The organism is Mesorhizobium onobrychidis, from assembly GCF_024707545.1.
GTDB classification, from domain to species: Bacteria; Pseudomonadota; Alphaproteobacteria; order Rhizobiales; family Rhizobiaceae; genus Mesorhizobium; species Mesorhizobium onobrychidis.
The window spans coordinates 7,248,925-7,261,168 of record NZ_CP062229.1; the positions used below are offsets into that span (position 1 = coordinate 7,248,925).

The 12,244-nt window shown below is 62.2% G+C and carries 10 protein-coding genes and 1 riboswitch; of the genes, 6 read left to right on the top strand and 4 right to left on the bottom strand.

What is annotated here, in order from left to right:
- Positions 1-112: 112 nt before the first annotated feature.
- Positions 113-1,102 carry a LysR family transcriptional regulator gene (locus tag IHQ72_RS35665; RefSeq protein WP_127316418.1) on the bottom strand — a complete coding sequence of 330 codons (990 nt, stop codon included), beginning with the start codon at positions 1,100-1,102 and terminating at the stop codon, positions 113-115.
- Positions 1,103-1,416: 314 nt separating this feature from the next.
- Here IHQ72_RS35665 and chvE point away from each other — a divergent pair, with 314 nt between their 5' ends.
- The 4 genes from chvE (at position 1,417) to araD1 (ending at position 6,683) form a co-directional block, all read left to right on the top strand.
- Positions 1,417-2,481: a multiple monosaccharide ABC transporter substrate-binding protein gene (gene chvE / locus IHQ72_RS35670; RefSeq protein ID WP_029356817.1), complete on the top strand. Its 1,065-nt coding sequence runs from the start codon at positions 1,417-1,419 to the stop codon at positions 2,479-2,481.
- A gap of 100 nt (positions 2,482-2,581) precedes the next feature.
- Entirely contained in the window at positions 2,582-4,114 is a 1,533-nt protein-coding gene (gene mmsA, locus IHQ72_RS35675; RefSeq protein ID WP_095493533.1) for a multiple monosaccharide ABC transporter ATP-binding protein, read from the top strand.
- Positions 4,111-5,403, top strand: a complete 1,293-nt coding sequence (gene mmsB, locus IHQ72_RS35680) for a multiple monosaccharide ABC transporter permease (protein ID WP_258120541.1) — start codon at positions 4,111-4,113, stop codon at positions 5,401-5,403. The genes mmsA and mmsB overlap by 4 nt, the downstream gene beginning before the upstream one ends.
- A gap of 287 nt (positions 5,404-5,690) precedes the next feature.
- Positions 5,691-6,683, top strand: a complete 993-nt coding sequence (gene araD1 / locus IHQ72_RS35685) for an AraD1 family protein (RefSeq protein WP_258120543.1) — start codon at positions 5,691-5,693, stop codon at positions 6,681-6,683.
- A gap of 174 nt (positions 6,684-6,857) precedes the next feature.
- Here the strand turns inward: araD1 and IHQ72_RS35690 are convergent, their stop codons facing one another.
- Together IHQ72_RS35690 and IHQ72_RS35695 are read right to left on the bottom strand one after the other, a co-directional pair.
- Positions 6,858-7,631: an ABC transporter substrate-binding protein gene (locus tag IHQ72_RS35690; RefSeq protein WP_258120544.1), complete on the bottom strand. Its 774-nt coding sequence runs from the start codon at positions 7,629-7,631 to the stop codon at positions 6,858-6,860.
- Between the two features lie 93 nt (positions 7,632-7,724).
- Positions 7,725-8,819 (bottom strand): 2'-deoxycytidine 5'-triphosphate deaminase, encoded by a 1,095-nt coding sequence (locus IHQ72_RS35695; protein ID WP_258120545.1) that lies wholly within the window; start codon positions 8,817-8,819, stop codon positions 7,725-7,727.
- A 125-nt stretch (positions 8,820-8,944) separates the two neighbouring features.
- A riboswitch (SAM riboswitch) is annotated at positions 8,945-9,022 on the top strand.
- A gap of 74 nt (positions 9,023-9,096) precedes the next feature.
- Here IHQ72_RS35695 and IHQ72_RS35700 point away from each other — a divergent pair.
- Positions 9,097-10,287, top strand: coding sequence for an O-succinylhomoserine sulfhydrylase (locus IHQ72_RS35700; RefSeq protein WP_258120546.1), 1,191 nt, complete (start codon positions 9,097-9,099; stop codon positions 10,285-10,287).
- Between the two features lie 47 nt (positions 10,288-10,334).
- On the opposite strand, the gene IHQ72_RS35705 is transcribed toward IHQ72_RS35700, so the two are convergent.
- A complete protein-coding gene (locus IHQ72_RS35705) occupies positions 10,335-11,489 on the bottom strand; it encodes a ceramide glucosyltransferase (RefSeq protein ID WP_258120547.1) in 1,155 nt (384 codons plus the stop codon).
- Positions 11,490-11,714: 225 nt separating this feature from the next.
- On the opposite strand from IHQ72_RS35705, the gene apaG reads away from it, so the two are divergent.
- Positions 11,715-12,107 carry a Co2+/Mg2+ efflux facilitator ApaG/CorD gene (gene apaG / locus IHQ72_RS35710; protein ID WP_065005838.1) on the top strand — a complete coding sequence of 131 codons (393 nt, stop codon included), beginning with the start codon at positions 11,715-11,717 and terminating at the stop codon, positions 12,105-12,107.
- Positions 12,108-12,244: the final 137 nt, after the last annotated feature.

The window sequence follows — 12,244 nt, forward strand, 5'->3', positions numbered from 1 at the left end:
GTGTGGTTCCTTCGCTCGAGCGATATTCTGAATTGACGCGACATGACCGAAGAGCCGTGCAGCTGCGATAGCTGCCCAACGGATTGGCAATGGATTGCTTGATTTAACGCCGTCAGCCTACCTCTCTCAAAATGAAGTCGTGCAGCATCTTGGCCGCCGGCGACAGCACGCGATTTTTTACGGTGATCAGGCTGTAAGGCCTGACCTCGATGTCGAACTCGGTCTGGACGACGTCGATGGCGCCGGCCAGGCCCTCGGGGTTCTGGATGAACTTCGCCACCTGGATCGACACCGGCGCGATGGCGTCCGACTGCGCGACCATGACCAGGGTCAGGAGCAGCGAGCTGGTGTTGAGGATGCGGTCCGGCAGCGCGATGTTGCGGTTCAGGAAATTGCTTTCCATCGCCTGGCGCAACGGCGAGCCGCCCGACTGGAAAACCCAGTCGTAGGCGGCGGTCTCCTCCAGCCGCACCGCCTTGCCCTTAGCCAGCGGGTGGCCGCGGCGCACGATCAGGCAGGCTTTTTCGACGCCGATGACGCGGGCCTCGAACAGCCGTGGATTAAGATCGTCGGGGATGCGCGCGATGATGAAATCATGACGTGTGGCGATTAGCTCGCGCGCCAGCACATTGGAGGTCTCGACCTGCATGGTGATCTCGATACGCGGATAGATGCGCCGGATTTCGCGGATCGCCGGCACGGCGAGCTCGATCGCAGGGGCCGTCACCGCGCCCAGGAACACCGAGCCGCCCTTGCCCGCCTTGAGCTCGGATATCTCGCGGTCGACTTCACGCATCTCGAGCAGGATCGAACGCGCGCGCCTCGCCAATGCCTTGCCATAGGGCGTCAGCGTGATGCCGCGCGGCAGCCTTTCGCACAGCTTGACATCGAGCACCGCCTCCATCTCGGCGATCATGCGCGAGGCGGCGGGCTGCGAAATGTTCATGACCTGGGCTGCCGCGCTGACCCGGCCATGGTCATCGAGGGCTGCGATCATACGCATATGGCGCAGACTGAGGCCGCTGCGCAGCAAGGTCTCTCCGTCGCCGGGGGGTTCTTCGTAACTGGCTGAAAGTCCACCAGGATTCCGCAGCGCTGCCATGATCTTTGTTTGCTCCCCACTCATCGCCGGCCGGCAATCCGGCCAGGTCTTCGTCGGCTCTCAATATATCAGTTTCGGTATAGCAACCATCAAAGATCGCATTTGACAGTTATGGCAAAGAGCCACACCCTTGGCGCGTCCTGAGGCTTGACCGTCGCCAGCGAGAAAAATCGCATCGACCGGAACCAGAGTCTCAGGGCCGATTGGGAGGATACCGGAGATCGATATGGCGGCAGCGGCGCGTTTTGGCGCTCCTGCACGATCGCGCGGCCCACGAAACCCAGGGTGCGCGTCCATCAACCAGGGAGAGTTATGTGAAGATCATCAAGACACTGGCCGCCGTCGCGGCCCTTAGCATCGCGGCCATGACGGTCCCGGCGCAGGCAGGCGAAGGCCTCATCGGCGTGCTGATGCCGACCAAGACCTCGCAGCGCTGGATCAACGACGGCGACGCCGTCAAGTCCCAGCTCGAGGCTCTGGGCTACACTGTCGACCTGCAATATGCGCAGGACGATATCCCCAATCAGCTCAGCCAGCTGGAAAACGAAATCACCAAGGGCCCGAAGGCACTGATCATCGCCTCGATCGACGGCACCACGATGTCGGACGCACTGCAGAAGGCGGCTGACGCCGGCGTCGTCGTCGTCGCCTATGACCGGCTGATCAAGAAGACCCCGAATGTCGACTACTACACCACGTTCGACAATTTCGGCGTCGGCGTCATCCAGGCCAAATCGCTGCTCAAGGGCCTCGGCTATCCGGAAAACAAGGGTCCGTTCAACATCGAGCTGTTCGGCGGTTCGCCGGACGACAACAACGCCTTCTTCTTCTACGACGGCGCGATGTCCGTTCTGCAGCCGCTGATCGACGACAAGACCCTCGTGGTGAAGTCCGGCCAGATGGGCATGGACAAGGTCGGCACGCTCCGCTGGCTGGCGGCGACCGCCCAAGCCCGCATGGACAATCTGCTGTCCGCCAACTACTCGGATGGCAGCCGCGTCGATGGCGTGCTCTCGCCGTATGACGGTCTGTCGCGCGGCATCATCGCCTCGTTGCGCGCCGTCGGTTACGGCACGGCCGATCAGCCCTGGCCAATCGTCACCGGCCAGGACGCCGAAACCGCTTCGGTCAAGGCGATCATCGCCGGCGAGCAGTACTCGACGGTGTTCAAGGACACCCGCGAACTCGCCAAGGCGACGGTCGAGCTCGTCGACAAGGTGCTCTCGGGCGGCAAGCCGGAAGGCCTCGACACCACGACCTACAACAACGACGTCAAGGTCGTCCCCTCGATCCTGCTGACGCCGCATGAGGTCGACAAGTCGAACTACCAGGCGCTGGTGGTCGATTCCGGCTACATCAAGGCCGAAGAGCTGAAGTAACCGCAGTTGTAAAAACCGGGGTCCTGCGTAGCGCAGGACCCCTTTTGGTTAGCGAGCGACCCCGGTATTGTTTCCGGACCTCGGAGGAGTGGTATTCCTGATGGCCTCGACGATTTTGGAGATGCGTGACATCACCAAGACGTTTCCCGGCGTCAAGGCGCTGTCGAATGTCAACCTCAGCGTCGAGGAAGGCGAGATTCACGCCGTTGTCGGCGAGAACGGCGCCGGCAAGTCGACGCTGATGAAGGTGCTGTCGGGCGTGTATCCATCCGGCACTTATGACGGCGAAATCATCTATCGCGGCGATGAGTGCCATTTTAAGGGCATCCACGACAGCGAGCGCCGCGGCATCGTCATCATCCACCAGGAACTCGCGCTGGTTCCGATGCTGTCGATCGCCGAAAACATCTTTCTTGGCAACGAGCATGCCAGATACGGCGTCATCGACTGGAACGCCAACGAGACGCGCACCAGCGCTCTGCTCAAGAAGGTGGGCCTTAAGGAAGACCCCAAGACGTTGATTACCAATATCGGTGTCGGCAAGCAGCAATTGGTCGAGATCGCCAAGGCGCTCAGCAAGGAAGTGCAGCTGCTGATCCTCGACGAACCGACGGCGAGCCTGTCCGAAAAGGACAGCCAAGCGCTGCTCGACCTGCTGCTCGAATTCAAGCGGCAGGGCATCACCTCGATCCTGATCTCGCACAAGCTCAACGAGATCAACCGGGTCGCCGACAAGGTCACGATCATCCGCGACGGGCGGACCATCGAGACGCTGCCTAAGAAAGACATTTCGGAAGACCGCATCATCACCTCGATGGTCGGCCGCTCGCTAGACGACCGTTATCCGTCGCGCGAGCCCGAGATCGGTGAGATCGTGCTCCAGGTGAGGAACTGGTCGGTCTATCACCCGATCCATGCCGAGCGGCAAGTGATCAAGGGCATCGACATCGACGTCCGCAAGGGCGAGGTGGTGGGTATCGCCGGGCTGATGGGCGCTGGACGCACCGAATTCGCGATGAGCCTGTTCGGCCGCTCCTATGGCCGCCGCATCACCGGCGAGGTGCTGCTCAAGGGCAAGCCCATCGATGTCTCCTCTGTCAGCAAGGCAGTGGAACACGGCATCGCTTACGTCACCGAGGACCGCAAGACCTACGGTCTCAACCTGATCGATCACATCAAGCACAACATCACGCTGGCCAATCTTCCCGGCGTGTCGCGCCATAGCGTGATCGACGACATGCGCGAGCTCGCCGTCGCCAACGACTACAAGGCCAAGACCAACATCCGCTCGTCCAGCGTTTATCAGATGACCGGCAATCTATCGGGCGGCAATCAACAGAAGGTGGTGCTGTCGAAGTGGCTGTTCGCCAATCCGGAGGTGCTGATCCTCGACGAGCCGACGCGCGGCATCGACGTTGGCGCCAAGTATGAAATCTACACGATCATCGCGCGTCTCGCCTCGGAGGGTAAGGCGATCATCGTCATCTCGTCGGAGATGCCCGAACTGCTCGGCATCACCGACCGCATCTATGTCATGAACGAAGGACGTATCGTCGGCGAAATGGCGGCGAGCGATGCCAGCCAGGAAAAGATTATGCGCGCCATCGTTCGCGGAGAAGGAAAAGCATCATGAGCACCGAAAGCGCTCCCGTCCCGAAAAGCGGCGTCGCCGAAGATGTGCAGCAGGGGCCGCGCGTTGCCGTCTCGGCGCTGGTCACCAACCTGCGCGAATACGGCCTGATCCTGGCGCTTATCGCCATCATGGTATTCTTCCAGTACACGACGTCCGGAACGCTGTTCAAGCCGGTGAATTTGAGTAACCTGGTGCAGCAGAACAGCTTCATCATCGTGATGGCGCTGGGCATGCTGCTGGTGATCGTCTCCGGCCATATCGATCTCAGCGTCGGGTCCGTCGCCGGTTTCATCGGCGCGCTGGCGGCGATGATGATGGTCATCTGGCCTCTCGGCCCTTTCAGCAATCCGCTGGTGGTGTCGATCATCTGCCTGATCATCGGCGGCGCGATCGGCGCGGGACAAGGCTACTGGATCGCCTATCACCGAATACCTAGCTTCATCGTCACGCTGGCGGGGATGCTGATCTTCCGCGGCATCTGCCAGGCGCTGCTGGGTGGCGGGTCTTCCGTGGGGCCGCTTCCAGCCGGCTTCAAGGCGCTCAGTTCCGGCTTCATTCCGGACGTGATCGGCTCGTTGACGCTGATCCCGCCGGTCGTGAACGCCGCCGGCAAGACCATCGTCGGCAGCGGGCTGACGCTGCACATGACGACGATCGTGATCGGCCTCGTTGCCGTGCTCGCCTATGCCTATTTCGGACTCAGGGCACGGCGCAGCCGCGAGCGGCATGGCTACAAAGCCGAACCCTTCACGCTGTTCGTCGTCAAGACCCTGGTGACCAGCGCTCTGGCGCTGTTTCTGGTCTACCAATTCGCCACCTACAGAGGTCTGCCAATCGTTCTCGTGGTGATGGGCGTGCTGATCGCGCTGTTCGTCTTCGTCACCAAACGCATGACAGTCGGCCGCCGTATCTACGCAATGGGCGGCAATGCCAAGGCGGCGCAGCTATCGGGTATCAAGACCGAGCGGCTGACCCTGATGGTGTTCATCAATATGGGCGTGCTCTCGGCGCTCGGCGGGCTGATCATTGCGGCGCGCCTTGGCCAGGCGGTGCCGGCGGCCGGCCTCGGCAGCGAGCTCGACGTCATCGCCGCCGTGTTCATCGGCGGCGCTTCGGCGATGGGCGGCGTCGGTCAGGTTATTGGCGCGGTGGTCGGCGGTTTCATCATGGGCGTCATGAACAACGGCATGTCGATCATGGGCGTCAATGTCGATTGGCAACAGGTGGTCAAAGGCCTGGTGCTGCTCGGCGCCGTGGTCTTCGACGTCTACAACAAGAACAAGGCTTGAGGGCGAGGGAACACATGCATGTCGCCAAACGTGTGCAGCGTGTTGGGACAACAACATGCATAAAAACAAGGATTAAAGCGGGCCCCCTTTCAAACGCGGCGCGCTTTTAGGAGGCACGGGTCACATCGCGGCGCTGCCGGGCGGCGCAAAGAAGTCCCCCAGGGACCGGGCCCGCGAGCGCAATCCGGACGAAGAGTTCACCAGTGGCGCGGATACCATCCAAGCCGCGCTGGTCAAGGTTTGCCAACCCGGCAGCCAGGCCAAAGGCAATTGAGAGAGGGTACATCATGCTGATCTCCCAGATCCTCGACGACGCAGAGACCATCCGCGTCGTTGCCCGCAACGGCGGCAAGACCCGGATCATCAACGGCGCCCGCAGCGTCTATTCGCTGGCGATGGAGGCCGCGCGCACAGGCACCGGACTTGTCGCCCTCATCGAGCGCAAGGGCTTCGGTGAAGCGGTCGACCTCGATGCCGCCTACAAGAAGGGGCGGCTGTTGTCGCCAATCAACCATCCCGACCCGGCGCATCTCCACCTCACCGGCACCGGACTGACACATCTCGGCTCCGCCGCGACCCGCGATTCCATGCACAAGAAGCTCAGCACCGACGGCGAGGAGCAACTCACCGATTCCATGAAGATGTTCCGCATGGGGCTGGAGGGCGGCAAGCCGGCCAAGGGCCAGACGGGCGTGCAGCCGGAATGGTTCTACAAGGGCAACGGCACCATGGCGGTGGCGCCCGGTGCGGCACTTCTGTCGCCCGCCTTCGCCGAGGATGCCGGCGAGGAGCCGGAAGTCGCCGGCATCTATGTTATCGGCGACGACGGCGCCCCTTTCCGCGTCGGCTTCACGCTGTCAAACGAGTTTTCCGACCATGTCACCGAGCGCGTGAACTATCTTTTCCTCGCGCATTCCAAGCTGCGCAACGCTTCGTTCGGGCCGGAGATCCTGATTGGCGAACTGCCGTCGGACGTCCGGGGCTCCTCGCGCATCGTCCGCGACGGCAAGCTGCTGTGGGAAAAGCCGTTCCTGTCGGGCGAGGCGAACATGTCGCATACCATTGCCAATCTCGAACATCACCACTTCAAATATTCGGCCTTCCGCCAGCCGGGCGACGTGCATGTGCACATGTTCGGCACGGCAACGCTGTCCTTCGCCGACGGCGTCAGGACCGAGGCCGGCGACGTGTTCGAGATCGAGGCCAGGGATTTCGGCCTGCCGCTGCGCAACCCGCTTGAAATCGAGCAGCCGGTGAAGGTGGCGGTGAAGGCGCTGTAAAGTGGCACCTCTCCTTCTCCCCTTGTGGGAGAAGGTGGCCGAGCGAAGCTCGGTCGGATGAGGGGTGTTCCAGGGAACGCCAACCCCTCACTCCGTCCAGCACCCCTCAACCGTCTTGGCGCTGCGCGCCAATCCACCTTCTCCCACAAGGGGAGAAGGAAAGGACGCCTGACCTCAATAAATATCGAAATCGAAATATTTGGCCTGGATCTTCTTGTAGGTGCCGTCTGCGACGATCGCATCGATCGCCGCGTTGAGTTTTTCGCGCAGCGCATTGTCTTCCTTGCGCACGGCGATACCGGCTTCGGTCTCAGTGCCCTTGACGTCGCCGACCATCTTGCAGCAGCCGTCGCTCGACTTCTTCATCCAGTCCATCAGCACGAATTTGTCTGAGAGGACGGCATCGAGACGGCCGTTCATCAGGTCGGCGACCGCCTCCTCCTGGGTCGGGTAGAGCTTCGCCTCGGCGCCGGCCTTGATATAGACATCCTGGGCATAGTCGGCCTGGGTGGTCGAAGCCTGCGCGCCGACTGTCTTGCCGGCGAGTGCTGCGGGTTCGGTCGAGGCAATATCGCTGTCCTTCAAGGCCACCAGCGAAAGCGGCGTCGTATAGTATTTGTTGGTGAAGGAGACCTGCTTCTTGCGCTCCTCGGTGATGCTCATGGACGCGATGATGGCATCGAATTTTCTGGCCTGAAGCGCTGGGATCATGCCGTCCCAGTCCTGCGTGACAAGTTCGCATTCGACCTTCATCTGAGCGCAAAGCGCATTGGCAATGTCGATGTCGAAGCCGACGAGCTTGCCATCCGCGGTGATGGTGTTGAACGGCGGATAAGCGCCTTCGGTGGCGATCTTCAACTTTTCCTGTGCTTGCGCCGACAAGGACCCGGCAGCCATCACCAGCATGGCAGCGGCTGCTGTCGATGCGATCCATCTTGAAATCTGCATTTCTTGTTCCCTTGGTTCCAACCACCTTAACGGTTGGGCACAACCAAGCACGGCCCACAAGGTCAGGCAAGCACAGTCTGATTTAATCGGCGATCAGCGCGCGGCGCGGAAATGCTTGGACAGTTTCAGGCCCTGTGCCTGGTAGTTCGAGCCGAGATCAGTGCCGTAGAGCGCCTGCGGCCGCTTCAGCATGTGCTCGTAGACCAGCCGCCCGACGATCTGGCCGTGGTCGAGGATGAACGGCACTTCGTGGCTGCGCACTTCGAGCACCGCCCTGCTGCCGGTGCCGCCGGCCGCCGAATGACCGAAGCCCGGATCGAAAAAACCGGCATAATGGACACGGAATTCGCCGACCAGCGGATCGAATGGCGTCATCTCGGCGGCATAGAGCGGCGGCACATGCACCGCTTCCTGGCTGACGAGGATATAAAATTCGTCCGGATCGAGCACCAGTTCGCCGGCGCCGCTCTTGTAAAGCGGCTCCCAGAAATCGACGACATCCTGTGCCGCGCGCTTGTCGACATCGACCAGGCCGGTGTGGTGCTTGCCGCGGTAGCCGACCAGCCCGTCCTTGTCGCCATCGAGGTCGATCGACAGCGCGATGCCGCCACCGGAAATGTTCGGTGGCTCGGTGGCGACGAGCGTCTCGGCACGGTGCAATTCGTGCAGCTCGCTTTCCGACAAAAGTGCATTGCCGGTGCGGAACCTGATCTGAGACAGCCGCGAGCCGGCGCGGACAACGATCGGAAAGGTGCGCGGGCTGACTTCCAGATAGAGCGGGCCGTTGTAGCCGGCAGCGATCTTGTCGAACTCGTGGCCACGATCGGTCATCACGCGGGTGAAGATGTCGAGCCGTCCGGTCGAGCTCTTCGGGTTGGCGGAGGCGGAGATGTTTGCCGGAAGCGCCAGGCTCTCGAGCAGCGGCACGATATAGACGCAGCCCGTCTCCAGCACCGCACCGTCCGCGAGATTGATTTCGTGCAGCTTCAGACGGTCGAGTTTTTCAGCAACCCTGTGGTTGGGGCCGGGAAGGAAGGAGGCGCGCACCCGCCAGGCCTTGTCGCCAAGCCTGAGGTCGAGGCTGGCCGGCTGGACCTGGTCGGCATCAAGCGCGCGCGGCGACTTCAGCGCGCCCGACTGAAACAGCGCGGAAATGTCCTGATCGGGAAGAATGCCTGTCTGCCGCAAAGTCTGGCTCCGCTCGAAGGCCGGGCGAGGTCTCGTTTTTTTGCAGGTCCTTGCCACGGAACCTACTGGTACAAACCTCTTAATCATGCCGGCAATTGACGCAAGCGCGGTGCAGGTCTAAAGGGTCGTTATCCCGTGGTGATTTGGCCGGTCGGCTTGCAGCCACGTTAAACAAGTCGCTAAAGGACCGTCGGGCCGAAAGGCCGTATGGACCGGTTGCGACTTTCGCGGCCGGTTTTTTTGTGTTTGGACCATTTTTGGTGTTTGGAACAAGGTGATGACGAGCAACAAGCGCAACTGGAAGCCTCAGACCGCCCTCGTGCATGCGGGAACGCTACGTTCCGGCTTCGGCGAAACCTCCGAGGCGATGTATCTCACGCAAGGCTATGTCTACGACACGGCGCAGGCGGCGGAAGCCCGCTTCAAGGGCGAGGAACCGGGCTTCATCTATTCGCGCTATGCCAATCCGACTGTCGACATGTTCGAGAAGCGCATGTGTGCGCTGGAAGGTGCCGAAGATGCCCGCGCCACCGCATCCGGCATGGCGGCGGTCACAGCGGCGTTGCTGTGCAGCGCCAAGGCCGGCGACCACATAGTGGCGGCGCGCGCGCTGTTCGGCTCCTGCCGCTGGGTGGTCGAAACGCTGGCGCCGAAATACGGCATCGAGGCGACGCTGGTCGATGGCACCGAAATCGCCAATTGGGAAAAGGCGGTCAGGCCCAACACAAAGCTGTTCTTCCTTGAAAGCCCGACCAATCCGACGCTGGAAGTCGTCGACATCGCAGCCGTCGCCTCGCTTGCCAATTCGATCGGCGCGCGGCTGATCGTCGACAACGTCTTTGCCACGCCCTTACAGCAGAAGCCGTTGCAACTCGGCGCCCACATCGTCGTCTATTCGGCGACCAAGCACATCGACGGCCAGGGGCGCTGCCTCGGCGGCGTCATCCTGTCGGACAAGAAGTGGATCGACGAGAACCTGCACGACTATTTCCGCCACACCGGTCCCAGCCTGTCGCCGTTCAATGCCTGGACGCTGCTGAAGGGCCTGGAAACGCTGCCGCTGCGCGTGCGCCAGCAGACGGAAAGTGCCGGCCGGATCGCGGACTTCCTCGCCGAGCAGCCGGAGATCGCCCGCGTCATCTATCCCGGCCGCGCCGATCACCCGCAAGCGGCGGTCGTCAAGAAGCAGATGTCGGGCGGCTCGACGCTGATCTGCCTCGACGTCAAGGGCGGCAAACAGGCGGCTTTCGCCTTCCAGAACACGCTCGATATCGTGCTGATCTCTAACAATCTCGGCGATGCAAAGAGCCTGATCACCCACCCGGCGACGACGACGCACAAGAATCTGAGCGATGAGGCGCGTGCCGAACTCGGCATCGGGCCAGGCACGCTCAGGCTGTCCGTCGGCCTGGAGGACACAGACGACCTGCTCGAAGACATCGAGCAGGCACTGAAAGCCGCCAGATAGGGATACGCGCCGAACGGCTTCGCTCGAATTGTCAAAAGCAGGCGCGGTCAGGCGCCCGACGGGGTCTCTTCCAATTCCGCAACGGCGCTGGTGTGGATGGTCATCGTGTTGCCGCGCCAGTCGACGGCACCGCTGAGCCAGCCGCGCACCCAGATGGCGGGAAGCATCACGTCCCGCGCAACCATCGCCGGGATCATGCGCAGCGACAGGTGCCAGCCCTTGGCCGAGGCGAGAGCGCATTCCGGGAGATAGGCGACTACCAGCACGGCGACGGCGGTTGCCGACAGGCTGAAGCCGGCGCCGGCCGCAGCAATCAGCGCAAGCGCCAGCGGAACCGCCGCGCCGACCAATATTTCTGGCGCGAAGAACAGGGGGAAGGTGACCCGGCGCAGGCGTGCCCAGCGGGCCTGGCGCGACCAGATTTCGCCAAACGTGCGCAAACCGAGCGGCTGCTCGAAGGGCGAGGCGACGAGATTGACGCGCAGTCCAAGCCCGTTGACCAGCTTGGTCGCGGCGGCATCCTCGGCGATCTCAGCGGCAAGCGCACGGATGCCGCCATTGGCGTCGAGCATGAGCTTGTTCCACAACATGCTCTTGCCCTGGGCGAAACCGAGGCCGAGCGCCTCGCCGGTATATTGCCAGCGCGCCTGCAGCGTGTTGAGGAAAGCGCATTCGACCTCCGCCCAGAACCCGTCCGGCCGCGAGCCGATCGGCGTCGAGCAGACAAGGCCAGTGTCCGGCCGCCATGCCGCCATCAGATGCTGGACATAGTCCCTCGACATCAGGACGTTGGAATCGGCAAGGATGACCCAGCGGTGTCGCGCTGCCTCCCAGCCCTTCACGCAATTGTTGAGTTTCGGATTGCCGCTGATGCGGTCGTCGCCGACGAGCAGCCGGGCCGGCACGGCCGGAAAGCGGGCGATCGCGTCGGTGATCGGCCCGACCACCGGGTCGTCGGCATGGGCGACGCAGAAGATGAGTTCATAGCGCGGCCAGTCGAGAGAGAAGGCGCGCTCGAGCGTTTCCTCGGCAAACGGTTCGACGCCGCGCGACGGCACGACGATCGACACCGGCTGCGCCTTGCCCGCTGGCGGTGTGATCCTGCCAGGCCGCTTCAGCTTCAACGAAGCGAGCAGGATGCTGGCGAGATTGACAAGAAGCAGAGCTGTGGAAAGCAAGGCGGCGGTGACTGTCAATTCCATCGATATCTGGTCACTCCAGAAAAAACCGCCCGCATGAAAGCCGTTTCAACAGTTCGACAGAATGCTGAGTCGCCCGGCCCTGCACACCATCATTGTCATGTGTCACTTAAATGACATTGTTCTTCGGCACCTGCGCGCAAAGGAGGCGGGCAGCGACGGGAAGCACCCCGTTGACCAAGCTGCGGAGAGCGTCGAAAGTTCCGTCTACATATTGTGGAGTAGTCTATGTACAGCGCCGTCACGCGCAACATCGAAGTACAGGTCAGGCCGTTCTATCTGGAAGATCGCTCCGACCCGTCGGAGAACCGCTATGTCTGGGGCTACCAGGTGACCATCGACAACCAGTCGGATGAATTCGTGCAGCTTCTGTCACGCTATTGGCACATCACCGACGGCACCGGCCGGGTTGAGGAAGTGCGCGGCGCCGGCGTTGTCGGCGACCAGCCCGAACTCAACCCCGGCGACAGTTATCAATACACGTCTGGGTGCCCGCTCTCAACGCCATCCGGCATCATGGTCGGCCACTACACGATGCGCAACAAGCGGGGCGAGACGTTCGATGTCGCCATCCCCGCCTTTTCGCTCGACCTGCCGGGCACGCGGCGCACCGTCAATTGACGCTCACTTGAGTTCCTCGCCCTCGCGAAGCGGGGGAGAGGTGGCCCCACTCCGTCGGGCGAGGAACCCAAGTTCTGCGAAGGCACCGCACTCGGTATTTGGCGATTCCTACTTCCATTGGAAGAATGCCAGCGGGC

Bases quoted from the DNA above. Each gene is read 5' to 3' on its own strand.
- IHQ72_RS35665 (WP_127316418.1), bottom strand. From the start codon at position 1,102: ATGGCAGCGCTGCGGAATCCTGGTGGACTTTCAGCCAGTTACGAAGAA.
- mmsA (WP_095493533.1), top strand. From the start codon at position 2,582: ATGGCCTCGACGATTTTGGAGATGCGTGACATCACCAAGACGTTTCCC.
- mmsB (WP_258120541.1), top strand. From the start codon at position 4,111: ATGAGCACCGAAAGCGCTCCCGTCCCGAAAAGCGGCGTCGCCGAAGAT.
- araD1 (WP_258120543.1), top strand. From the start codon at position 5,691: ATGCTGATCTCCCAGATCCTCGACGACGCAGAGACCATCCGCGTCGTT.
- IHQ72_RS35690 (WP_258120544.1), bottom strand. From the start codon at position 7,631: ATGCAGATTTCAAGATGGATCGCATCGACAGCAGCCGCTGCCATGCTG.
- IHQ72_RS35700 (WP_258120546.1), top strand. From the start codon at position 9,097: ATGACGAGCAACAAGCGCAACTGGAAGCCTCAGACCGCCCTCGTGCAT.
- IHQ72_RS35705 (WP_258120547.1), bottom strand. From the start codon at position 11,489: ATGGAATTGACAGTCACCGCCGCCTTGCTTTCCACAGCTCTGCTTCTT.
- apaG (WP_065005838.1), top strand. From the start codon at position 11,715: ATGTACAGCGCCGTCACGCGCAACATCGAAGTACAGGTCAGGCCGTTC.